Source organism: Pseudomonas fluorescens (assembly GCF_003732425.1).
Taxonomy (GTDB): Bacteria; Pseudomonadota; Gammaproteobacteria; order Pseudomonadales; family Pseudomonadaceae; genus Aquipseudomonas; species Aquipseudomonas fluorescens_BE.
On the sequence record NZ_MOBX01000016.1, the window covers coordinates 60,712 to 83,807 of the forward strand.

Sequence of the window (23,096 nt, forward strand, 5' to 3'; positions counted from 1 at the left end):
GGGCCTATAGCTCAGTTGGTTAGAGCAGAGGACTCATAATCCTTTGGTCCACGGTTCAAGTCCGTGTGGGCCCACCACATTCGAAAGCCGCGCTAAATGCGCGGCTTTTTTGTGCCTGCCACTTTCTGTTCACAAGATCGACCGCCTGTAAATCAACCATTAACCAGTTCGTTACTTCAGTATCCAGGCCACACCGCCGTGGCGCATCTGATGATCCGAAAAGGGAGTTTTCATGGTTGATGTTACTCGACGCTCATTCGTTGGATTCGCCGCAACTCTGCCGCTGCTGGCTCACACCCCATGGGCACAGGCTCAAATCGAAACTGTCCCGGCATCGTCGCCTTCCGATGACGTGTTGATCAACTTCAACGAAAGTCCTTGGGGACCCTCAGCGGCAGCCCGGCACGCGATGCAGCAAGGCATCGCCCTTTCGGGGCGTTATCCCTACAAGATCCAGTACCGACTCAATGCACTATTTGCCCAGCAGCAAGGCATTTCCGAGGATTTCGTCCAGACGTATTGCGGCTCCAAACAGGCCTTGCAGCATGCCGTGCATGCCTTCACGCAGCAGGGCAGTCTGGTGGTCGCCGCACCGTCCTACGAAGATCCCGCCCAAGCGGCTCGTGGCAGGAAAGTCACTGTTCACGAGGTGCCGCTGAACGCCGAGCATGCCCACGACCTGCCGCGCATGCTGGCTGCCGACCCTCAGCCCGGTTTGATCTACGTCTGCAACCCGAACAATCCGACCGGCACTCTCACGGCCCGCAGCGATATCGAACGTGCCCTGAAGGACAAACCCAAAGGCTCGATTCTGTTGGTCGATGAGGCCTACATTGATTTTTCGCAGGCCACGACGTGCATTCCCCTGGTCAAAGATCACCCCGACCTGCTGGTGCTGCGTACCTTTTCGAAAATCTACGGCATGGCCGGCGCAAGGCTCGGTATCGCGGTGGGCAATCCGGCGCTGCTGGAACAACTGGAAGTGTTTGGTAACTACAACGTCCCGGCCGCATCTTCTCTGTTGGGAGCAATCGCCAGCCTTGAAGACGCGTCGTTGTTGAGCCAAAGGAAACACAACAACACGCGCCTGCGCGAGGAAACCGTCGCGTGGCTGAATGCGCGGGTTTTTCGCTGCACAGCGTCCCAGGCCAATTGCTTCATGATCGACGTCAGGCGCCCGGCGAGTGACGTGGTCAAGGCACTGGCCGAGCGTCGCGTGTATGTCGGTCGCGTCTGGAAAGAATGGCCGACCTGGGTTCGGGTGAGTGTCGGCACGGACGATGACATGCGCCGGTTCCGAGAGGCGTTTGCCGAGGTTATGGCCTAAGCAACACGGGCGTGAAGTAACGGTCAGGTTTCAGCAGCTCAATATCGTCGACACGCAGGTGAAAACCCAATCATCGCCTGCAAGCGTCCCCTCTATTGAGCCTGTAACATGCGCAAGCCACCGATTCGCGCCAATGGAGCCGCCCCCTTGCCAGACATCCGCCCGCCCGTGCTTGATGAAATCGACCGTCAGCTGATCGCCGCCCTTCAGATCAATGCCCGTGAGAGCGTGGCCATGCTCGCCCGGCAATTGGGCATTGCGCGCACTACCGTGACGTCGCGGCTGGCGCGGCTGGAAAAGGCCAAAGTGATCACCGGTTATGGCGTGCGTCTCGGCCAGCGAGTGGTCGATGGTGGCTTGCAGGCGTATGTCGGGATCAAGGTGCAGCCACGCTCCGGCAAAGAAGTGTTGCGCCGGTTGAGTGCGATGGCGCAGGTACAGCAGCTGTGTGCAGTGAGTGGCGAGTTTGATTATGTGGCGTGGTTGCGTACGGATTCGCCGGAGCAACTGGATCAGTTGCTGGATCAGATTGGCAGTGTGGACGGGGTGGAGAAGACGACGACGTCGATCATTTTGAGTAGCAAGATTGATCGGGGGCAGCCGGTTTAAGGTTGTGTCCGGACTTCTCGGGTGGATTACAGGGCCTCTTCGCGAGCAGGCTCGCTCCTACATTTTGGTCGGTGTGTAGCCACCAATCGTCATATTGATCAGTTAATTAGCAAAACGACGACACTTTGCGTCTTATTAACGTGTTCTACGCTCCCTAGAATGGCTGGCATCTTTTCCTATACTCAGACGCGCATCCTGCATCGGGTCGCCAGCAAGGTCAGCCATGAACAAGAACAATCGCCATCCTGCAGACGGTAAGAAACCAGTCACCATTTTCGGCCCGGACTTTCCGTTCGGGTTCGACGACTGGATCGAGCACCCGGCCGGACTCGGCACAATTCCTGAGCACAATCACGGCGCCGAAGTGGCGATCGTCGGCGCTGGCATCGCCGGCCTGGTAGCGGCTTACGAGCTGATGAAGCTTGGTCTGAAACCGGTGGTCTACGAGGCTTCGAAGCTCGGCGGACGTCTGCGTTCGCAGGCGTTCAACGGCACCGACGGCATCGTCGCTGAACTGGGTGGCATGCGTTTCCCGGTGTCCTCCACCGCGTTCTATCACTACGTCGACAAGCTCGGCCTGGAAACCAAACCTTTCCCGAACCCGCTGACGCCGGCCTCCGGCAGCACCGTGATCGACCTGGAAGGCAAAACCCATTACGCACAAAAACTGGCGGATCTTCCTGCACTGTTTCAGGAAGTGGCTGACGCCTGGGCGGATGCACTCGAAGCCGGCTCGCAGTTCGCCGATATCCAGCAAGCCATCCGCGACCGCGATGTGCCGCGCCTGAAAGAACTGTGGAATACCTTGGTGCCGCTGTGGGACGACCGCACGTTCTACGACTTCGTCGCCACGTCCGAGGCCTTCGCCAAACTGTCGTTCCATCACCGCGAAGTTTTCGGTCAGGTCGGTTTCGGTACCGGCGGCTGGGATTCGGACTTCCCCAACTCGATGCTGGAAATCTTCCGCGTGGTGATGACCAACTGCGACGATCACCAACACCTGGTGGTCGGCGGCGTCGAGCAGGTACCGCAAGGCATCTGGCGGCATGTGCCCGAGCGTTGCGTGCACTGGCCCGAAGGCACCAGCCTGAAATCCCTGCACCGTGGCGCACCGCGTTCCGGTGTGAAGAAAATCGCTCACGCGCCGGACGGCCGTTTCGCGGTCACCGACAATAATGGCGACACCCGCGAATACGCCGCCGTACTGACCACCTGCCAGAGCTGGCTGCTGACCACCCAGATCGAATGTGACGAAACCCTGTTCTCGCAGAAGATGTGGATGGCCCTCGACCGCACCCGCTATATGCAGTCTTCGAAAACCTTCGTGATGGTCGACCGGCCGTTCTGGAAAGACAAAGACCCGGAAACCGGCCGCGACCTGATGAGCATGACCCTCACTGATCGCCTGACCCGAGGCACCTATCTGTTCGACAACGGCGACGACAAACCGGGAGTGATCTGCCTGTCGTACTCGTGGATGAGCGACGCGCTGAAGATGCTCCCGCACCCGGTGGAAAAGCGCGTTGAGCTGGCGTTGAACGCGTTGAAAAAGATCTACCCGAAAGTCGACATTGCCGCGCGCATCATCGGCGATCCGATCACCGTGTCGTGGGAAGCCGATCCGTACTTCCTCGGTGCGTTCAAGGGCGCCCTGCCCGGCCACTACCGCTACAACCAGCGCATGTACGCGCACTTCATGCAGGACGAGATGCCAGCTGAGCAACGCGGAATTTTCATTGCCGGTGACGACGTGTCGTGGACGCCGGCGTGGGTTGAAGGCGCGGTGCAGACGTCGCTCAACGCGGTGTGGGGGATCATGAAACATTTCGGCGGTTCTACACATAAAGAGAACCCGGGCCCGGGTGACGTGTTCAAAGACATCGGCCCTATCGCCCTGCCCGAGTAAGAGGAATCCCTGATGCGTGTAGCCCTTTACCAATGTCCACCGCTGCCCCTGGACCCCGCCGCCAACCTGCAACGCCTGCACCAAGTGGCGATGGAGGCCAAAGGCGCCGACCTGCTGGTGCTGCCGGAGATGTTCATGACCGGCTACAACATTGGCGCCGAAGCGGTCAGTACCTTGGCCGAGGTCTACAACGGGGAATGGGCGCAGCAGATCGGCCGCATCGCCAAGGCTGCCGGTCTGGCGATTGTCTATGGCTATCCCGAGCGTACCGCAGACGGGCAGATCTACAACGCCGTGCAGTTGATCGACGCAAGCGGTGAACGCCTGTGTAACTACCGTAAGACGCACCTGTTCGGTGATCTTGACCGCTCGATGTTCAGCCCCGGCGAAGGCGACTTTCCGGTGGTTGAACTGAACGGCTGGAAACTCGGCTTCCTGATCTGCTACGACCTGGAGTTCCCGGAAAACGCCCGTCGTCTGGCGCTCGCCGGCGCCGAGTTGATTCTGGTGCCGACGGCGAACATGATTCCGTTCGATTTCGTCGCTGACGTCACCGTGCGTTCCCGCGCCTTCGAAAACCAATGCTACGTGGCCTACGCCAACTACTGCGGCCATGAAGGCGAGATCCACTATTGCGGGCAAAGCAGCATCGCCGCACCGGATGGCAGCCGTATTGCTCAGGCCGGTCTGGATGAAGCGTTGATTGTCGGCGAACTGGATCGGCAGTTGATGGTCGATTCCCGTGCCGCCAATCGCTACCTCAGCGACCGCCGTCCAGAGCTTTACGGCGCGCTGAACAAGCGCTAATCCGCTAGCATGGGCACTTCACTGTTCTGGAAGTGCCCATGCCTGCGCCGACTCACCCCCGCCCTTATACCGAAACCCTGGCCAACGGCTTGCGCGTGACCCTGCGTCATGTGCCAGGCCTCAAGCGCAGTGCCGCTGCCCTGCGGGTGGCTGCCGGTAGCCATGACGTGCCATTGGCGTGGCCGGGGCTGGCGCATTTCCTCGAACATTTGCTGTTTCTCGGCACTGAGCGTTTTCCGGCGGACGAAGGGTTGATGGCCTACGTGCAGCGGCACGGTGGCCAAGTGAATGCCAGCACTCGCGAACGCACCACTGACTTTTTCTTCGAGCTGCCGACGCGTTCGTTCAGCGCCGGGCTACAGCGTCTGTCAGACATGCTCGCCAAGCCGCGTATGAATCCGGACGATCAGTTGCGGGAACGGGAAGTGCTGCAGGCGGAATATGTCGCCTGGTCACAGGATCCTGCAGCTCAGCAGCAGTTTGCGTTGTATGAGGGATTACCGGCAGAGCATCCGTTGCGCGGATTTCATGCGGGGAATCGGGACAGCCTGAAAGTGGAAATGCCAGCGTTTCAACAGGCCTTGAAAGATTTCCACCAGCAGTTCTATCGCACCGGGCAAATGAACTTGAGCCTGGTTGGGCCGCAAAGCCTCGAAGAGCTGCGTGCGCTGGCCGAGCAGTTCGCAGCGACTTTGCCGGTTGGGGATAAAATTACGCAGGCTGCACCCCCGCCGTTAGCGGTGAAAAGTTATCAACAGGTCGGTGAGCGACACGGCAATCTGTTATTTGCTTTTGAAGATTTGCCGGAGTCTTCCGGCGAGGCAATCGCATTCCTCTGCCATTGGCTGAACAGCGCCAAGCCCGGTGGGTTGCTGGCGCATCTGCAGGAACAGAATCTGGCGGATGATCTGAAAGCCGCGCCGCTGTACTGCTTTGCCGGGCAAGCCTTGCTGCATCTGGAGTTCAGTGCGCCAGCCGAATCGATGAGCGCGATGGGCGAGTATGTTTCGGATTGGCTGAATTTCTTCGCACAACAGGATTGGACGGCGCTGCGTGCGGAGTACGCGGCCCTGGTCCAGCGCCAGCAGCAAGTCAGCAGTGCGCTGCAACTGGCGCGGCTCGATACCGAGCAACGAGAACGCGGTCTATCCGACAGCGGCGTCTGCGCCCTCAAACATCTACTCCGTGAAATCGGCGTTGTGGATAACTTCAGCGCTCACTGGCGCTTACCCGCCGCCAATCCATTCCTGCGCGCCAGCGAACCGCTCGCCAATGCGGGCCTGATCCGTGGCCAGACCAGCGCACACCGCGGCCTGCGCACGTTTGCTCAGGATCGCTCGCGCGGCCGGCGTGAACGCTCGCCGATGCAGTTCAGCCAGGCACTGCCGGACAACGGCGAGGAAGGTGCGATTTATCTGCGTTGGCAGGTCGAGGCCGCCGCCAGTGCTGATCTGCAATCGCGCTTGCAACGCAGCCTTCGGCAAACGCAGCAAGATGCTCGGGAGGCCGGGGTCGAATTGTCGTTCAGCACGGTCAACACTCAATGGCTGCTCAAGCTCTCCGGCCTGCAGGAACCAATGCCCGGCGTCCTGGAGCATGCGCTGAAATGTCTGACGCAAGTTGATGCCGATTCGCCGCGTAGTGAGCCGGAAACGCCGCTGATCCCCATTCGCCAGTTGCTTAAAGCGCTGCCGGAACAGACGCTGGAATCGGTCAAAACCAGCGACGACGCCAAACACCTGTGGACAACTTCGCGCTGGGACGGCCTCGCGCTGGGACTGAGCCAACAGACCCAATCCGCCATGGGCCTGGCCCTGAGCCGTGTTCCCGGAATCCCGGACAATGAGCTGGCAGCGCCGACGGCGATCACCGCGCATAAACACTGGCGTCATGTCGATAACGCATCCAGTGAACACGCCGTGCTGCTGTTCTGCCCGGCCGCCAGTCACGACATCGCCGACGAAGCGGCGTGGCGACTGTTGGCGCAGTTGTGCCAGACGCCGTTCTACCAGCGCCTGCGCGTCGAATTACAATTGGGCTACGCGGTGTTCAGTGCGCTTCGCCAGATGAATGGCCAGACCGCCCTGCTGTTCGGCGTGCAATCCCCGAGTGCCAAACCTGCGGAGTTGCTCGAACACATTCAACAGTTCCTCAACGGTATGCCCGCGCTGATCGAACAGCGTGATGAGCTCAGCCTCAGCCAACAACGGCAAAACCTCGCGGATCAATTTGACGACGCCAACCTGTCCAGCAAAGAGGCCGCCGAGCTGCTCTGGCAGGCCAGGCTTGCTGGCCACTCGTCGGATTATCTGGTGCAACTGATCGCCGCCATCGGCCAACTCGATCACCAGGCAATGGGCGCAGCTGCGCAACGCTTGATCAACGCCGAAGGCAGCTGGGTTTGCCTCGCCAACGATCCCGCGCCTGGCACCCCATGGCAAACGACAAATTGATCATTACCGAGGCTGCAAGGAGCTTTCTCGAATATTCACAGGCAAACCCGGTGAAATTTTGAGTAACATAGCCGCCTAACTACTTGGAACATCTTCGCGCTGCCGTGGACTATACCTATGGACAGCGCTATCCCCCCCAACCTGAGGAGACACACTATGTCCTGGACTAAACCGGCTTACACCGACCTGCGTATCGGCTTCGAAGTCACCATGTACTTCGCCAGCCGCTGAGTTCTGCTTACGTAGAATGGCAGTGCAACGCCTCGGCTCGCCGGGGCGTTTTATTTTCCGCGTTGAAATGATGGAGTGTTCATGTTCGTCCAGATTCTGGGTTCGGCCGCTGGCGGCGGTTTTCCGCAGTGGAACTGCAACTGCGTCAATTGCGCAGGTTTTCGCGACGGCAGCCTGAATGCCAAGGCCCGCACCCAATCGTCCATCGCGATTTCCGATGACGGCGTGAACTGGGTACTGTGCAACGCCTCGCCAGACATCCGCGCGCAGCTGCAAAGCTTCGCTCCGATGCAACCGGGCCGCGCCCTGCGTGACACCGGCATCAGCGCGATCATTCTGATGGACAGCCAGATCGACCACACCACCGGCCTGCTCAGCCTGCGCGAAGGCTGCCCGCATCAGGTCTGGTGCACGGACATGGTTCACGAAGACCTCAGCACCGGTTTCCCGCTGTTCAAGATGCTCACCCACTGGAATGGCGGGTTGAACTGGAACCGCATCGAACTCGACCAGAGCTTCACCGTGGCCGCGTGCCCGAACCTGCGTTTCACCCCGCTGCCATTACGCAGCGCCGCGCCGCCGTACTCGCCGCACCGCTTCGACCCGCACCCGGGCGACAACATCGGTTTGATCGTTGAAGACCTGAACACCGGCGGAAAATTGTTCTACGCGCCGGGCCTGGGCAAGGTCGATGCGCCGTTGCTGGAGATCATGGCGGGCAGCGATTGCCTGTTAGTCGACGGCACGATGTGGGATGACGATGAAATGCAGCGCCGTGGCGTCGGCACCCGCACCGGTCGCGAGATGGGCCACCTGGCGCAAAACGGGCCTGGCGGCATGCTCGAAGTGCTGGAGCAGTTGCCTGAGCAGCGCAAAGTGCTTATCCACATCAACAACACCAACCCGATTCTCGACGAAGATTCGCCGGAGCGCGCGGAGCTGGCGCGGCGTAATGTTGAAGTGGCGTTCGATGGCATGAGTATTGTGCTGTAAGCCTTTGAGCCCGCTGCGCGGTCTATCGCCAGCAGGCTGGCTCCCACATTGGGTCTGTGGCGTTCACAAATCCCTGTGGGAGCCAGCCTGCTGGCGATGAGGCCCCAACAGACACAACAGATTCCAACGGTTGTTCCCCGGAGAACCGCAATGACCGACACCCCGTTGTCCCCCACCGAATTCGAAGCGGCCCTGCGCGCCAAGGGCGCCTACTATCACATCTACCACCCTTACCACGTGGCGATGTACGAAGGCCGCGCCACCCGCGAGCAGATTCAGGGCTGGGTCGCCAACCGTTTCTACTATCAGGTGAACATCCCCCTGAAAGACGCAGCGATCCTCGCCAATTGCCCCGACCGGGAAATCCGCCGCGAGTGGATTCAGCGCTTGCTCGACCACGACGGCGCACCCGGTGAGGATGGCGGTATCGAAGCCTGGCTGCGCCTCGGTCAAGCGGTCGGTCTCGACCCGGATCAACTGCGCTCCCAGGAGCTGGTACTGCCCGGCGTGCGTTTCGCTGTCGACGCATACGTCAACTTCGCCCGTCGCGCCAGTTGGCAAGAAGCCGCCAGCAGCTCGCTGACCGAACTGTTCGCGCCGCAGATCCACCAGTCGCGCCTCGACAGTTGGCCGCAGCATTACCCGTGGATCGACCCGGCCGGTTATGAATATTTCCGCACCCGCCTCGGTCAGGCGCGGCGTGATGTCGAGCACGGTCTGGCGATTACGCTAGAGCACTACAAGACCCGCGAAGGCCAGGAGCGCATGCTGGAAATTCTGCAGTTCAAACTGGACATTCTTTGGAGCATGCTCGATGCCATGAGCATGGCCTACGAACTGAACCGCCCGCCGTATCACAGCGTCACCGAACAACGGGTCTGGCATAAAGGAATCACCTTATGAGTTTCGATCGCAGCAAAGTCCCGACCTGGCGTCCCGGCTACCGCTTCCAGTACGAACCGGCACAGAAAGGCCACGTGCTGCTGTACCCGGAAGGCATGATCAAGCTCAATGAAACGGCCGCATTGATCGGCGGTTTGATCGACGGTGAACGCGATGTCGCGGCAATCATCGCCAAACTCGATGAGCAGTTCCCCGGCGTGCCCGAGCTCGGTGACGACATCGAGCAATTCATGGAGGTTGCCCGTGCGCAGCACTGGATCACCCTTGACTGATCTGCCGCCCAAGCCCGAGGTCGGCCTGCCGCTTTGGCTGCTCGCCGAGCTGACCTACCGCTGCCCGCTGCAGTGCCCGTACTGCTCCAATCCACTGGATTTTGCCGAGCAGGGCAAAGAGCTGAGCACCGAACAGTGGATCAAGGTGTTCCGCGAGGCGCGGGAGATGGGTGCGGCGCAACTGGGCTTTTCCGGGGGCGAGCCGCTGGTGCGTCAGGACCTTGCCGAGTTGATTCATGAAGCGCGGCAATTGGGTTTTTATACCAACCTGATCACCTCCGGTATCGGTCTGACCGAGCAGAAGATCAGCGATTTCAAGAAGGCTGGTCTGGATCACATCCAGATCAGTTTCCAGGCCAGCGACGAACAGGTGAACAACCTGCTCGCTGGCTCGAAAAAGGCGTTTGCGCAGAAACTGGAAATGGCTCGTGCAGTAAAGGCCCACGGCTATCCGATGGTGCTGAACTTCGTCACCCATCGGCACAACATCGACAAGATCGACCGCATTATCGAACTGTGTATTGCGCTGGAGGCCGACTTTGTCGAACTCGCCACCTGCCAGTTCTACGGCTGGGCGCAGCTCAACCGTGTCGGCCTGCTGCCAACCAAAGAGCAACTGGTGCGCGCCGAACGCATCACCAACGAATACCGCGCCAAACTGGAAGCCGAAGGGCATCCATGCAAGCTGATTTTCGTCACCCCGGATTACTACGAAGAACGCCCGAAAGCCTGCATGAACGGCTGGGGCAGTATCTTTCTGACCGTCACCCCGGACGGCACCGCCCTGCCCTGCCATGGCGCTCGACAGCTGCCGGTGCAATTTCCCAATGTGCGCGATCACAGCATGCAGCACATCTGGTATGACTCGTTCGGCTTCAACCGCTTCCGCGGTTACGACTGGATGCCCGAGCCGTGCCGCTCCTGCGACGAGAAAGAAAAAGACTTCGGCGGCTGCCGCTGCCAGGCGTTCATGCTCACCGGCGATGCGAGCAATGCTGACCCGGTGTGCAGCAAATCCGAACATCACGGCGTGATTCTCAAGGCCCGCGAAGAAGCCGAGACTGCCACTCAAACCATCGAACAACTGGCCTTCCGCAATGAACGAAACTCGCGCCTCATCGCCAAAGGCTGAGCCTTTCAGCGCCTCGCAAGCCGTCGCTGCCGGCATGGATTTCGCCGAACTGCAACTCGATGCCAACGGGCTGTTCTGGAATGAATACCGCCCGGAAGATGCCGCGTGCCGGATCTGGCATTGGCGTGATGGCGTGGCGAATTGTCTGACACCAGATGGTTTCAGCGTGCGCAGTCGCGTGTACGAATATGGCGGTGGTGCTTTTTGTCTGACGCCCGATGGGGTGGTTTTCGTTGCTGAGGCGGATCAGCAGTTGTATCACCAGGCGCTGAGTGGTGAGCCAGAGGCGCTGACGTCGGGAGAGTGCCGTTATGGCGATCTCCATTTTGCTTTCGGCCAGGTTCTGGCGGTGGAAGAACAGCAGGATCAACATCGACTCATAGCGATTGATCTGGCTGACGGTGTGCGGCATTTGTTGGCTGAGGGCGCGGATTTTTATGCGGCGCCAACCCTCAGCCCGGATGGCCAGCGCTTGGCGTGGATCGAGTGGAGCCGACCGCATCAGCCGTGGACGTCGACCCGGTTGATGGTGGCCAAGCGTTCAACTGGTGGCGCTTTTAATGCGCCGCGATGCATTGCCGGTGCTGAGCTTGAAGAATCCATTCAACAACCGCGCTTCGATGCCGAAGGTCGCCTGTATTGCCTGACCGATCGCGGTGGATTCTGGCAACCGTGGATAGAGACTGCCGACGGTTTGAAACCCATGCCCGCTGCGCCGGCCGATCATGCACCCGCGCCGTGGCAACTGGGCGGCTGCACCTGGTTACCGGTTGGCGATTCGTTTATCGCCAGTTGGAGCGAAGGCGGTTTTGGTCGCCTGACCCTCGGTGATGAAGACTTCACCGGCGACTACAGCCGCTTCCGTCATCTCGCTTTGGATGCACAATTTATCTACTGCATTGCCGCCTCGCCGATCAGCCCTGCAGCGGTCATCGCCATTGATCGGGCAACGCGCAAAGTGAATGTACTGGCCGGTGGCGTAGCGCCCTTGCCCGCAGAACGTATCAGCCGTCCGCAAACACTGCGTTATCCAAGCGGTTCAGGCGAAGCGCACGGGTTCTTTTATCCGGCCATGAGCGCCGAGACAAAACCACCGCTGGTGGTGTTCATCCACGGCGGCCCGACATCGGCATGCTACCCGATGCTCGACCCGCGCATTCAATACTGGACGCAACGCGGCTTTGCCGTGGCCGATCTCAACTATCGCGGCAGCAGCGGTTATGGCCGCAACTATCGGCAGGCCTTGCATCTGAGCTGGGGCGAGGTGGATGTCGAGGATGCTTGCGCCGTGGTGAGCTATCTTGCCGAACGGGGTTTGATCGACGGTGATCGCGCGTTCATTCGTGGCGGCAGCGCGGGCGGTTACACAACGTTATGTGCACTGGCGTTCAAGCAAGTCTTCCGCGCTGGCGCGAGTTTGTACGGTGTCAGCGACCCAGTGGCGCTCGGCCGGGCAACGCACAAATTTGAAGGTGATTATCTGGACTGGTTGATCGGCGATCCCCAGCAAGACGCCGAACGCTACGCTGCCCGCACACCTTTGCTGCACGCGAGCAACATCCGCGTGCCGGTGATTTTCTTTCAGGGTGAACTGGACGCTGTCGTAGTCCCGCAACAGACCCGCGACATGGTCACGGCGCTGGCGCAGAACGGCATCCCGGTCGAAGCGCATTACTACCCCGACGAACGCCACGGCTTCCGCCGCGCTGCCAATCAGGCGCATGCGCTGGAAAAGGAATGGGGATTCTATCGGCGGGTGATGGGGCTCGCAGACTGAAATCTGCGGCGCCCAATTCGCTAGCAGGCTAGCTCCCACAGGTTTTTTGTGTTGATAACACGATCAAATGTGGGAGCGAGCCTGCTCGCGAAAGCTATCTACGTGGCGCTGCAGAAACTAGCGCTTGGCGATGATATACACCGCATGCACGATCCCCGGAATATACCCGCACAGCGTCAGCAGAATGTTCAACCAGAACGCCCCGCCAAACCCGACCTGCAGAAACACACCCAGCGGCGGCAACAGAATGGCGATGATGATGCGAATGAAGTCCATGGGTCAGCTCCTGAATGGGGGTTGGCTCACATGAGCCATACAAGCTAATCGACCCGCGCCGTTCGTCAGGGTTCAGTGCAACTGCCATTTGATCGCCACCACCCCATACAAAAAAACGCCCCACGCCAAAAGAATCAGGCGTGGGGCGTGCGTTATACCGCGAGACGGTTCTGGAAACAGGCAGGAAAACTTCAGCTCAGACGGCAATCCCCTTGCGGCATTGCAGTTGCGCGGTGCGCACTCGCGAGAACGCGCGGCCCAGGCGCAGGAGCATTTCATCGATGTTGGTTTTGCTCACGGTGAGGGCAGGGGTGAAGCGCAAACAGTTGGCTTGCGGGGCGTAGAGCAACAAACCTTCGTGCAGGGCGGCGTGGACCACGGCCTCAGCGGAATCGTCCGACAGGGTCAGTCCGTAGAACAGGCCCTGGCCGCGCAATTCACCGTGGTCGTAGCGGTTTGCCAATCGGGCCAGTCCTTCGCGCAGATGCTGGCCGTTGTCGTTGACCTGCTGCAGGAAACTGCGGTCGTGCACGCTGTCGAGCACCACCAGCCCCGCCGCGGTCATCAGTGCGTTGCCGTGATGAGTGCCGCCGAGTTCGCCAGCGTCGAAACAGCATGCCTTGCCCCGCGCCAGCAGCGCCGCCAAGGGCACACCGCCGCCCAGGCCTTTGCCGAGCACGACGATATCGGCGCGTACGCCGTAAGACTGTTCGGCGAGCAAGGTGCCACAACGGCCGATGCCGGTTTGTACTTCGTCCAGAATCAGCAAAATGCCCAATTCACGGCACAACCGCTCAACACCTTTGAGGTAATGCTCGGTCGCCGGCACCACCCCGGCGTCGCTCTGGATCGGCTCAAGCATGATCGCCACGGTTTGCGCATCGACCGTCGCGTGGAGCGCCGGCAAGTCATTGAACGGCACCAGATCGAAACCCGGCAACAACGGCGCAAAACGATTGTGCAGATTGCAACTGTCCGACGCAGAAATCGTCGCCAGACTGCGGCCATGACAGCCTTGCTTCGCCACAATGATTCGCGAAGCGCCGCCACGATGCAGTTGGCCCCATTTGCGCGCCAGTTTGATCGCCGCTTCACAGGCTTCGCTGCCGCTGTTGAGCAGATAGGCCTGATCGCTGGAGGTGCTGGCGCACAGCCGTTCAGCGAGGCTGAGCATGCCGCGATTGTGCAGATTGAAGCCGGGATTGATCAGCGCCTGCGCCTGGCTGGCAATCGCTTTGACCAGCGCTGATGGGCTGTGGCCAAGACTGTTGGCGCCACCGGCCTGGGAAAAATCGAGGTACGCGCGGTCATTGCTGTCCCACAGCCACGAACCCTGACCACGCACGAACACCTGTTGCGGCCGTTCGACGCTGGGCATCAGGCGCTCGGAGCTAAGATTTTCGTTGATATCAGAGGGATCAGCCTCAAAAGCGAGGTCATCGAGACTCGGCGTCTGGCGCCGCAAACTGAACAGATTCATTGAAAAACACCGCGTTTAAGGTGTTTTGAACTGCCTATGCAAACACTGTCGAAGCGAACGCTATTCATCGCGCTTTCTGGCCCTGTAAGCCTTGTGAATGCGGTTAGACTAGGCTCATGAAGGCTTGCGGGCCATTTCGATTTCCCAGCATTTTCGATAAGCGTTACTTATGGATTTCAAACAACTGCGTTATTTCGTCGCGGTCTACGAAGAAGGCCATGTCGGCCGCGCCGCTGAGCGCCTGTCGATCTCGCAACCGGCGCTGTCGCAGCAGATCCGCCAACTTGAGCAGAACCTCGACGTCACCCTGTTCGAACGCAGCAGCAAACGCCTGCTGCCCACCCTTGCCGCGCACACGTTGTACAACCACGCCTTGCCGTTGCTCGACGGACTGCAGCGGGCACGTGAGGCGTTGGGCAACTTCAAGGGCCAGGCCTTGCGCACGCTGGCAATCGGCGTGCTGCAAACGGTTCACACCAGTCTCGTCCCGCAAATGCTCGAGCGGGTGCGCAAGGCACAGCCACATTTGGTGGTGCAGATCTATGAATTGACTGGACTTGAGATCGAACGGCGATTGCTCAACGGTTCTTTGGACATCGGCATCAGCTACCTGCCGCCGCGCCAACCCGGCCTGCACGGCGTGATGCTCTACGAAGATGAGCTGACGCTGGTCATCCCGGCGGATCATCCGCTGCGTGAATTCAAGAAAGTTTCGATGCGCCAGGCGGCTGAATTGCCCATGTTGCTGTTGGGCGAAGAGTTTCAGATCCGCCAGATCTGGCAGGCGCAACTGACCGCGCTCGGGCGTCGCCCGCAAGTGCAGGCCGAGCTGAACAACATGGTGGGGATTCTCGACAGCCTGCCGCACACCAAGCTGGCGACGGTGCTGCCGGGGCGTTCGCAAAAGGAGTACGACGATCAGGATCTGCTGTGGAAACCGCTGAGCGAACCACGGGTGCCGCTAAAGGTGGGTCTGGTGTGTCGTGATGTGCAACGCCAGCAGGCGTCTTTGGCGTTACTGCGGACGCTGCTCGAAGAAGTGATGGAGCGTGAGGTGAGACCGGCGCTGGATCCCTTGGCCTGATCACTTTTCTTCGGGCAAAAGAAAACCCCGCCGAAGCGGGGCTTTGCAGACTGTTTCCCTGACATCCATTTCACTCCGCCACCCTGGCAGAATCCTACGTGTCCGTGTTGTTGCTTTGCGCTTCCTGCGCGACGTCCATGAAATGTAGATTAGCCGTGGATCCAATCTACGCATATGGGAGAACAGCAGCACGTCATGTAAGACAATGCTTACATGACGTCATCGCATCAGAATTGCGCCGCATCCAGCAGGAACAGTGACTCGCTTCCGGCCTTCACCGACGCACTCAACGAGTGAATACGCGGCAGCAAACGGGCGAAGTAGAAGCGCGCGGTGCCCAGTTTGCTGGCATAGAAATCGTCTTGCGCTTCTTTGCCCAGCGAAGCTTTGGCCATCAATGCCCACATGTAGGCATACGCCGTGTATCCGAATGCTTGCAAATATTCGACCGAGGCCGCGCCAATTTCGTTCGGGTTGTTTTTTGCCCGGTCCAGCAACCACGAGGTCAGTTCGTCGAGGGTGTCGACGGCGGCGTTCAGCGGCTTGGTGAATTCACCCAGATCGGCGCTGGCCGTCGCGGTGAAATGGCGGATCTCGTCAGCGAACAGCTTGTAGAACGCCCCGCCGCTGCCGACGATTTTGCGACCGACCAGGTCCAGCGCCTGAATGCCGTTGGTGCCTTCGTAGATCTGGGTGATGCGCACGTCGCGCACCAGTTGCTCCTGGCCCCACTCGCGGATGTAGCCGTGGCCGCCGAAAATTTGCTGGCCGTGCACGGTGGTTTCCAGCCCCAGATCGGTGAGGAATGCCTTGGCCACCGGCGTCAGCAACGCGACCAGATCTTCCGCACGTTTGCGGGTAGTGGCGTCTTCGCTGAACTTGGCGGTGTCGAGTTGCATCGCCACGTAAGTGGAGAACGCGCGCCCGCCTTCGTTCGAGGCTTTCATGGTCAGCAACATGCGCCGCACATCCGGGTGGACGATGATCGGGTCAGCGACTTTGTCTTTGTTCTGCGCGCCGGTTGGCGAACGGCTCTGCAGACGGTCGCGGGCGTATTCGATGGCGTTCTGGTAGGAGCGCTCGCCAGTGGCCAGGCCTTGGATGCCAACGCCCAGACGCTCGTAGTTCATCATGGTGAACATCGCGGCCAGGCCTTTGTTCGGCTCGCCGACCAGATAACCCACGGCTTCGTCGAAGTTCATTACGCAGGTCGCGGACGCCTGGATGCCCATTTTGTGTTCGATCGAACCGCAGTTCGCCGGGTTGCGCGCGCCCAGGCTGCCGTCGGCATTGACCATGAACTTCGGCACCAGGAACAGCGAAATGCCTTTCGGACCGGCCGGGGCGTCCGGCAGTTTGGCCAGCACCAGGTGAATGATGTTTTCGGTCAGGTCGTGTTCGCCACCGGTGATGAAGATCTTGGTGCCGCTGACCTTGTAGGAACCGTCGGCCTGAGGCTCGGCCTTGGTACGGATAATCCCCAGGTCGGTGCCGGCGTGCGGCTCGGTCAGGCACATCGAACCGGCCCAGACGCCAGCGTACATGTTCGGCAGGTACGCGGCTTTCAGCTCTTCGCTGGCGTGGGCGTTGATCGACAGGCAGGCGCCGGCCGTCAGCATCGGATACAGACCGAACGACAGGCTCGCGGAGTTGACCATTTCTTCGACTTGGGCCGACACGGCTTTGGGCATGCCCATGCCGCCATAAGCCGGATCACCGCCAACACCGACCCAGCCGCCTTCGGCATAAGTCTGATAGGCCTGTGGGAAACCGGCTGGAGTGGTGACGGCACCGTCCGCCCAGTGGCAGCCTTCTTCGTCAGCGGCACGGCTCAACGGCGCGATGCTTTTGCTGGTGACCTTGCCGGCCTCTTCGAGAATGGCTTCAACGGTTTCGGCGTCGACAGTCTCGGCCAGGGCCGGCAGTTCGGCCCAGAGTTTGGCGACCTCGAACACTTCATTGAGGACGAAGCGCATATCGCGCAGCGGCGCTTTGTAGTCAGCCATGGCAAACCTCGCAAGATCTAAACAGGTGATTCGTGGAATGGTGTTTTCGTTGAGCCTGAGTGTACCTCAACAACTTTTGCGACACATAGGGTCAACCGGTGACCGATTTGTTATTTTTAGTCACCCAAAAATATCCTGCCTGGGCTCAAGGAAAATATGTGGCGAGGGAGCTTGCTCCCGCTTGAGTGCGCAGCACTCACCGATTGGGGCCGCTACGCAGCCCAGCGCGAGCGAGCTCGCTCGCCACGAGGACAATGTCAGAGGGCAAACATCTGCGCCGGCAGTTTCATCAAGCAATCACTTCCCGCCTCAATCGCCGCCCGATGCGCTGCCGTACGCGGCAATAGGCGCTTGAAGTAAAACTCGCACGTCGCCAATTTACCCCGCAGGTAATCCGCCTCACCCTCGCCAGCCTCCAGTTGCGCCTGCGCCACCAGTGCCATGCGCAGCCAGAGATAGCCGAGGATGATGTAACCGCTGTACATCAGGTAATCCACCGATGCCGCGCCCACTTCATCCGGGTTCTTCATCGCCGCCATCCCGACTTTCATGGTCAGGTCGCCCCACTGCTGGTTCAACTCATTGAGCTGTGCAACGAAACTGCCCAGTTGTGGGTGTTCGGCGTTGGCCGCGCAGAACTTGTGGACGATTTTGGTGAAACCGCGCAGCAACTTGCCCTGACTGCCCAGCACCTTGCGCCCCAGCAGGTCCAGCGCCTGTATGCCGTTGGTGCCTTCGTAAATCGGCGCAATCCGACAGTCGCGAACCAACTGCTCCATGCCCCACTCACGAATGAAGCCGTGACCACCGAACACTTGCATGCCGTGGTTGGTCACTTCCAGGCCGGTGTCGGTCATGAACGCCTTGCAGATCGGCGTGAGGAACGCCAACAGGTCTTCGGCCTCCTGACGCGCCTCGGCATCGCTGCTCAGATGCGCGACATCGAGCAACTGCGCGGTGAAGTAGGTCAGCGCGCGGTTGCCTTCGTTGAAAGCTTTCATGGTCAGCAGCATGCGCCGCACGTCCGGGTGGACGATGATCGGGTCGGCAGGTTTATCCGGGGCTTTGGCGCCGGTCAGCGAGCGCATCTGCAAGCGATCGTTGGCGTATTTGATTGCGCCCTGGAAGCTTGCTTCGCCCAGACATAAACCTTGCATACCAGTGCCGAGCCGCGCGTGGTTCATCATGGTGAACATGCAGTTCAGGCCCTTGTTCGGCTCGCCGATCAGGTAGCCCTTGGCGCCGTCGAAATTGAGCACGCAAGTGGCCGAGGCCTTGATGCCCATTTTGTGTTCGATCGAACCGCAGGACACGCCGTTGCGTTCGCCCGCCTCACCTGCAGCGTCCGGCAAGAACTTCGGCACGATAAACAGCGAAATCCCTTTGGTCCCGGCCGGCGCGTCCGGCAGCTTGGCCAACACCAGATGGATGATGTTGTCGCTCATGTCGTGCTCGCCGGCAGAGATGAAAATCTTGCTGCCGGTGACCGCATAACTGCCGTCAGCCTGGGGCACAGCGCGGGTCTTGATGATGCCCAGGTCAGTGCCGCAATGGGCTTCGGTCAGGCACATGGTGCCGGTCCACTGGCCGGCGGTGAGCTTGCTCAGGTAGGTGTCTTTCTGCTCGGCGCTGCCATGGGCATGGATCGCCGACATCGCGCCGTGGGTCAGGCCCGGGTACATGCCCCAAGACGTGTTGCTGGAGCCGACCATCTCGCTGATCACCAGCCCCAGCGAACTCGGCAGGCCTTGGCCGCCATAGGTCGGATCGGCCGCCAGACCGTGCCAGCCGCCTTCCACGTATTGTGCGAAGGCTTGCTTGAAGCCTGTAGGCGTTGTCACCACGCCGTTGTCGAAATGGCAGCCTTCTTCGTCACCGCTGCGATTGAGCGGCGCGAGCACGTTCTCGCAGAACTTCGCGCCCTCTTCGAGGATCGCGTTGATCATGTCCGGGCTGGCGTCGTCCGCGCCGAGCGCGGCGTAGTTGCTGTGGAAGTCGAAGACGTGGTCGATCAGAAAGCGCATGTCGCGCAGGGGAGCTTTGTACTCAGGCATGGTGGCTTCTCCGTCAGCAGATTTCTCCAACCTACTGCCGGCCACCACACCCCACAATCATTGTGCAGACGCTGAATGCGCCGTCATCACTCAACCTGCGGCGGTGTCCATGCGCACCGCACCGCGGCGGTTCTGCCCGTACGCCATCACGCAGTTACGCCCCGCGCCTTTAGCGGCGTACAGCGCCTCATCGGCGGATTTCAGCACTTGTTCCGGGTTGCGCTGCTCCACTCGTTCGGCGACGCCAATGCTCACCGTGACGGAAACGCTGGAGGCACCGGAGCCGGCGCGGCGCTGGCGACCTTGCTGATCATCCTGCGGACGGTTTTCCTGATTGCGCAGTTGAATGCTGTAGGACGCAATCGACTCGCGGATCACCTCCAGGTGCGGCATGCACTCCTCAAGGGTTTTGCCTGCGAACACCAGGGCGAATTCCTCACCGCCATAGCGATACGCCCTACCACCGCCGCTGATTTTCGACAGTTTGCTGGCGACCAGACGCAACACCTGGTCACCGACATCGTGGCCATGGGTGTCGTTGAATTTCTTGAAGTGATCGACGTCGCTCATCGCCAACACATAGTTGCGACCGAGGCGTTGCATGCGTTCATTGAGCGCGCGACGGCCCGGCAGACCGGTGAGTTCATCGCGGAAGGCCATTTGATAAGCTTCGTGCGCAACCGCGGCAGCGATCATCAACATCACCTGACTGCACATGATGTTCAGGGTAAACGGCAGGATGAAGGTTTTCGGCAGCATCCAGAACACGCCGAGCAGGCCAACCAATTGCGCCGCATGCAGCGGACGCGGATTGCGCCAGTACTGCCAGGCCAGCAGCAGGAACGCCGAGATAAACACTGGATACGAGAGCTGGATCAGACTCATCCACGCGCCGTGCAGCGCCGGCCAGCGGATCTCCGACAGCCACATCAGCAGCGCCTGGGGATAACTTTGCTCCAGGCCCAACGCGACACTGCCAAAGGCCAGCAACACGGCGAAGCGCGCGACCATGTCCTGAAACAGATGCGTGCGCTCCTGCCACGCGGCGAACAGGCCGAACAGCAACGGCAGCAGCAAACAGACGAGGTGGAAGACCACCGCAGCGTCTTCGCGGACCTTGCCGTTGTCGCGGTAATAATCGGTCTGGGTGTCGAGCAGAAAGTAGGCGATGTACACCGTGAGCATCAGAAACAGTTCGCGCTGACGGCGGTAAACCGCGCAATACGCGCCGCCCAATAGCAGGACCAGCGTGGGCAATACGTTGAACAGCGAAGTGAAGAACACACTGAGGTCTTTGACGTACGCAGCCGCCAACCCCGCAAGTAACAACAGCAGTGATGGCAGGAAATGACTGAAACGTACAGCGGAAGAACGCGGCAAGGGTAAAGCTCCGACCCGTCATGGCAAAAAGATGGCATTGTGCCTGCAATGCGTGCAGTTAAGCACACACAATGTGATCCAGATCACACGCAGTCTCTTTAACGGCAGAAAACCTGACTATCTGAGCGATTTGCCAAGTTTTTTGCCTCCAGCGAGCCGATGGCCATCATGAGTGATGGCCAGGCCTGGAATTATCCCTCACAGATCGTTGTAGAACGGCAACAGCGGCCCCTCCGCCGGGCTGCGCCCTTCGGCGCCATAGGGCTTGAGCGAGAACAAAGCGTCCGAAGCTTGGCGGGTGGTGACTTTCGGACTGGCTGGCCGTTGGGTCACGGCGTTTTCGTCACCGATCTCGCCTTGTGGCAGGACCAGCGACGGATGATCGAACGGCGCCCGCTCCCACGCCACGCGCGGATCGGTCAGGCCGACTTCCATGAATTTCACCAGTGCGTCGATCTCCTCTGGCGTCAGGTTGAGATTGGTCATGTCCGGATCAAGGTTCGAGGTGTTGTGCTGATTCGCCGCCGGGTGTTCGAAGCCGCTGGTGTTGTTGGCGTCCTCGCCACGACGGTCGCCGCCACGATTGTAGAACTCCATCACCTGCTTGAGCGTGGCGCGGCTGCCATTGTGGAAATACGGCCCGGTCAGCGCGATATTGCGCAGGGTCGGAGTCTTGAAGGCGCCGTCCACCGAATCGCGGAAGCCGACATTGGGCTTGAGCGAGGCGTCGCACGGGATCGCTGCGCTGAGTAGCGCTTCGAAGGTGCACACGTCGACGTCCAACGGATCGGGAATGCTGCCGCCCTGCAACACCTTGTTGTACTGACGGCTGAACGACCATGGATTGCCCCAGGCATCCGAGCCGCCGAGGGCCAGGTCTTCGGAGGTCGGACGCACGCCGGTGTTGTAGAAGCCGTTGTCGTAGAGCGTGGTCAGGTTATCGGCCATGACCATGCGTTCGATGCGTTCGCGCGGATGCATCAGCAAGCGGCTGGCAGCATTGGTCAGCTCCGGACCGCCATGGCAGTTCACACATTTGCCTTTGCCGAGGAACAGGTTCATGCCCTGAACCTGCTGCGCGTTCATCGCGGTTGAATCGCCCTGCAGGTAAGCGTCGATCGGCGCCTGATCAGAGATCAATGTCGATTCGTACATCTGAATCGCCAGACCGAAGAACAGCGGGAAGTTGGCCTCCATCTGCGTGTACGGCGCGCCGCCGACCAGCACATTCTGCGTTGCGTTCCACAGGCGCGGCTGGAAGGCGTTCTTGATCAGCTCGCGATAAGTCGGACGCCGCGCACCGGATACGGGCGCGAGCACGGAATCGCTGGAGGAGATCCGTTGTTGCTTGAGCATCAACTGGTCGAGCATGCGTCGACCGATGTCGGCAAAGGTGCGACCGCCGCAGGACATTTCCACCGCGCTGCCGGGTGGGCCTACCGCTTGCGAAGCGGCAGACGCATCGTTGAGTGCGAGTCTGACTTTGGTCGCCACGGGGTTGCGCTCGCTGGTCACGTAAATGCCGGCATCGGGATCACGATTGCCGAACGGCGAAAAACCGTTAAACACGTTGTTGGCCCGCCCGTCCCAGAAATTGCGCACGTTGAACGCGGCATTGATCACCGACGGCGCATTACGCCCGGTGCTACGCCGTACATTGATGCCGCCGACCTGAAAGATGCCGTCCGGTTGCTGCGTGCATTTGTCGAATCGCGGCTGATTGGGTTTGACGAAGTTGGCGTCGAACACGCCTTGCGAGCCGACCACGTCATCGCTCGAGTAAACGATCGGCGAGTTGCGATCCAGTGGATTACTCAGCACATGGGTCGGGAAATCGCTCTTTTTCAACGTGTAGTTCGGCCCACCCTTGCCGCCGGACAACGTCGCGTAGGACGCCACGTCACCGGGAATATCCGATGCGATAAAAGGCTTGTTGAAGATCGAGGCGACGTTGGCATTGGTGTGCGCCTGGCCGGGATTGAGCTGGTTGGTGATGCGGTGATCGACGCCGGCGTGGTAGTGGCAGGACGCACACGCTGTAGCACCATCGCTGCCGACTTCCATATCCCAGAACAACGCTTTGCCGAGCAGGATCGCGGCGGAGCGGTTGAGCACGTAGTCGGTCATCAGGTCGACCTTGCGCCCGCCCTCGGTTCCGGACGGGTCGGGCGGAACCATGCCGCGCAAGGACTGCAGGCTGGGTATTTCCGGGACGGGCGGATCGACTTCGGCCGGTGTAGCGGCCAGCGTGTGGAAGGTGGCGAGTGCGAGGGCTAACCAGACAAGTCGGCAGATGTTCATGTGCTTCACCCTGACGGTTGTTGTTATGCGTTGTGCCGGGCGAGAGGCGTCGTGGAGCAGGACTGGATGTCTCGTTTGCGCCGGTTAATGGGCGCAGTGCAATTA

The 23,096-nt window shown here is 60.2% G+C and carries 18 protein-coding genes and 1 tRNA gene; 13 read left to right on the top strand and 6 right to left on the bottom strand.

Annotated elements, in window-relative coordinates; translation table 11 throughout:
- From BK670_RS25890 to BK670_RS25945, 12 genes are all read left to right on the top strand, one after another.
- Positions 1-77: transfer RNA gene (locus BK670_RS25890), tRNA-Ile, on the top strand.
- Positions 78-232: 155 nt separating this feature from the next.
- The gene (ptaA, locus tag BK670_RS25895; RefSeq protein WP_123454050.1) at positions 233-1,327 is read left to right on the top strand and encodes a pyoverdine biosynthesis transaminase PtaA; all 1,095 of its coding nucleotides are present in this window, start codon (positions 233-235) and stop codon (positions 1,325-1,327) included.
- A 147-nt stretch (positions 1,328-1,474) separates the two neighbouring features.
- Positions 1,475-1,936 (top strand): Lrp/AsnC family transcriptional regulator, encoded by a 462-nt coding sequence (locus BK670_RS25900; protein ID WP_007910086.1) that lies wholly within the window; start codon positions 1,475-1,477, stop codon positions 1,934-1,936.
- Between the two features lie 223 nt (positions 1,937-2,159).
- Positions 2,160-3,842 (top strand): flavin monoamine oxidase family protein, encoded by a 1,683-nt coding sequence (locus BK670_RS25905; protein ID WP_123454052.1) that lies wholly within the window; start codon positions 2,160-2,162, stop codon positions 3,840-3,842.
- A gap of 12 nt (positions 3,843-3,854) precedes the next feature.
- The gene (locus BK670_RS25910; protein ID WP_123454054.1) at positions 3,855-4,649 is read left to right on the top strand and encodes a carbon-nitrogen hydrolase family protein; all 795 of its coding nucleotides are present in this window, start codon (positions 3,855-3,857) and stop codon (positions 4,647-4,649) included.
- 38 nt (positions 4,650-4,687) lie between these two features.
- A complete protein-coding gene (gene pqqF / locus BK670_RS25915) occupies positions 4,688-7,102 on the top strand; it encodes a pyrroloquinoline quinone biosynthesis protein PqqF (RefSeq protein WP_123454056.1) in 2,415 nt (804 codons plus the stop codon).
- Between the two features lie 156 nt (positions 7,103-7,258).
- Entirely contained in the window at positions 7,259-7,333 is a 75-nt protein-coding gene (gene pqqA, locus BK670_RS25920) for a pyrroloquinoline quinone precursor peptide PqqA (RefSeq protein ID WP_003422658.1), read from the top strand.
- An 81-nt stretch (positions 7,334-7,414) separates the two neighbouring features.
- Positions 7,415-8,326 (top strand): pyrroloquinoline quinone biosynthesis protein PqqB, encoded by a 912-nt coding sequence (gene pqqB, locus BK670_RS25925; RefSeq protein WP_103520389.1) that lies wholly within the window; start codon positions 7,415-7,417, stop codon positions 8,324-8,326.
- Positions 8,327-8,476: 150 nt separating this feature from the next.
- Positions 8,477-9,229: a pyrroloquinoline-quinone synthase PqqC gene (pqqC, locus tag BK670_RS25930; RefSeq protein WP_003228879.1), complete on the top strand. Its 753-nt coding sequence runs from the start codon at positions 8,477-8,479 to the stop codon at positions 9,227-9,229.
- Positions 9,226-9,501: a pyrroloquinoline quinone biosynthesis peptide chaperone PqqD gene (gene pqqD, locus BK670_RS25935; RefSeq protein WP_123454058.1), complete on the top strand. Its 276-nt coding sequence runs from the start codon at positions 9,226-9,228 to the stop codon at positions 9,499-9,501. Before pqqC ends, pqqD begins: the two co-directional genes overlap by 4 nt.
- Positions 9,494-10,633, top strand: coding sequence for a pyrroloquinoline quinone biosynthesis protein PqqE (pqqE, locus tag BK670_RS25940; RefSeq protein ID WP_404942494.1), 1,140 nt, complete (start codon positions 9,494-9,496; stop codon positions 10,631-10,633). Before pqqD ends, pqqE begins: the two co-directional genes overlap by 8 nt.
- Complete coding sequence (locus tag BK670_RS25945) at positions 10,599-12,410, top strand: alpha/beta hydrolase family protein (RefSeq protein ID WP_123454062.1); 1,812 nt, start codon at positions 10,599-10,601, stop codon at positions 12,408-12,410. The genes pqqE and BK670_RS25945 overlap by 35 nt, the downstream gene beginning before the upstream one ends.
- Before the next feature lie 117 nt (positions 12,411-12,527).
- Here BK670_RS25945 and BK670_RS25950 read toward each other — a convergent pair whose 3' ends face one another.
- Complete coding sequence (locus BK670_RS25950) at positions 12,528-12,686, bottom strand: YqaE/Pmp3 family membrane protein (protein ID WP_003228885.1); 159 nt, start codon at positions 12,684-12,686, stop codon at positions 12,528-12,530.
- Positions 12,687-12,882: 196 nt separating this feature from the next.
- Positions 12,883-14,166 carry an aspartate aminotransferase family protein gene (locus BK670_RS25955; protein ID WP_123454064.1) on the bottom strand — a complete coding sequence of 428 codons (1,284 nt, stop codon included), beginning with the start codon at positions 14,164-14,166 and terminating at the stop codon, positions 12,883-12,885.
- Positions 14,167-14,335: 169 nt separating this feature from the next.
- On the opposite strand from BK670_RS25955, the gene BK670_RS25960 reads away from it, so the two are divergent.
- Positions 14,336-15,250, top strand: a complete 915-nt coding sequence (locus tag BK670_RS25960) for a LysR family transcriptional regulator (RefSeq protein WP_123454067.1) — start codon at positions 14,336-14,338, stop codon at positions 15,248-15,250.
- A 227-nt stretch (positions 15,251-15,477) separates the two neighbouring features.
- Here the strand turns inward: BK670_RS25960 and BK670_RS25965 are convergent, their stop codons facing one another.
- The 4 genes from BK670_RS25965 to BK670_RS25980 form a co-directional block, all read right to left on the bottom strand.
- Complete coding sequence (locus tag BK670_RS25965) at positions 15,478-17,256, bottom strand: acyl-CoA dehydrogenase C-terminal domain-containing protein (protein WP_123454069.1); 1,779 nt, start codon at positions 17,254-17,256, stop codon at positions 15,478-15,480.
- Between the two features lie 257 nt (positions 17,257-17,513).
- Positions 17,514-19,310, bottom strand: a complete 1,797-nt coding sequence (locus BK670_RS25970; protein WP_123454071.1) for an acyl-CoA dehydrogenase C-terminal domain-containing protein — start codon at positions 19,308-19,310, stop codon at positions 17,514-17,516.
- Between the two features lie 90 nt (positions 19,311-19,400).
- On the bottom strand, positions 19,401-20,690 hold the full coding sequence (locus tag BK670_RS25975) for a GGDEF domain-containing protein (protein WP_016983164.1): 1,290 nt from the start codon (positions 20,688-20,690) through the stop codon (positions 19,401-19,403).
- 198 nt (positions 20,691-20,888) lie between these two features.
- Positions 20,889-22,991 carry a cytochrome-c peroxidase gene (locus BK670_RS25980; protein WP_123454073.1) on the bottom strand — a complete coding sequence of 701 codons (2,103 nt, stop codon included), beginning with the start codon at positions 22,989-22,991 and terminating at the stop codon, positions 20,889-20,891.
- Between the last annotated feature and the right edge of the window lie 105 nt (positions 22,992-23,096).

Coding starts and splice junctions, on each gene's coding strand:
- ptaA (WP_123454050.1), top strand. CDS start 233: ATGGTTGATGTTACTCGACGCTCATTCGTTGGATTCGCCGCAACTCTG.
- BK670_RS25905 (WP_123454052.1), top strand. CDS start 2,160: ATGAACAAGAACAATCGCCATCCTGCAGACGGTAAGAAACCAGTCACC.
- BK670_RS25910 (WP_123454054.1), top strand. CDS start 3,855: ATGCGTGTAGCCCTTTACCAATGTCCACCGCTGCCCCTGGACCCCGCC.
- pqqF (WP_123454056.1), top strand. CDS start 4,688: ATGCCTGCGCCGACTCACCCCCGCCCTTATACCGAAACCCTGGCCAAC.
- pqqB (WP_103520389.1), top strand. CDS start 7,415: ATGTTCGTCCAGATTCTGGGTTCGGCCGCTGGCGGCGGTTTTCCGCAG.
- pqqC (WP_003228879.1), top strand. CDS start 8,477: ATGACCGACACCCCGTTGTCCCCCACCGAATTCGAAGCGGCCCTGCGC.
- pqqD (WP_123454058.1), top strand. CDS start 9,226: ATGAGTTTCGATCGCAGCAAAGTCCCGACCTGGCGTCCCGGCTACCGC.
- BK670_RS25945 (WP_123454062.1), top strand. CDS start 10,599: ATGAACGAAACTCGCGCCTCATCGCCAAAGGCTGAGCCTTTCAGCGCC.
- BK670_RS25950 (WP_003228885.1), bottom strand. CDS start 12,686: ATGGACTTCATTCGCATCATCATCGCCATTCTGTTGCCGCCGCTGGGT.
- BK670_RS25955 (WP_123454064.1), bottom strand. CDS start 14,166: ATGAATCTGTTCAGTTTGCGGCGCCAGACGCCGAGTCTCGATGACCTC.
- BK670_RS25960 (WP_123454067.1), top strand. CDS start 14,336: ATGGATTTCAAACAACTGCGTTATTTCGTCGCGGTCTACGAAGAAGGC.
- BK670_RS25965 (WP_123454069.1), bottom strand. CDS start 17,256: ATGGCTGACTACAAAGCGCCGCTGCGCGATATGCGCTTCGTCCTCAAT.
- BK670_RS25970 (WP_123454071.1), bottom strand. CDS start 19,310: ATGCCTGAGTACAAAGCTCCCCTGCGCGACATGCGCTTTCTGATCGAC.
- BK670_RS25980 (WP_123454073.1), bottom strand. CDS start 22,991: ATGAACATCTGCCGACTTGTCTGGTTAGCCCTCGCACTCGCCACCTTC.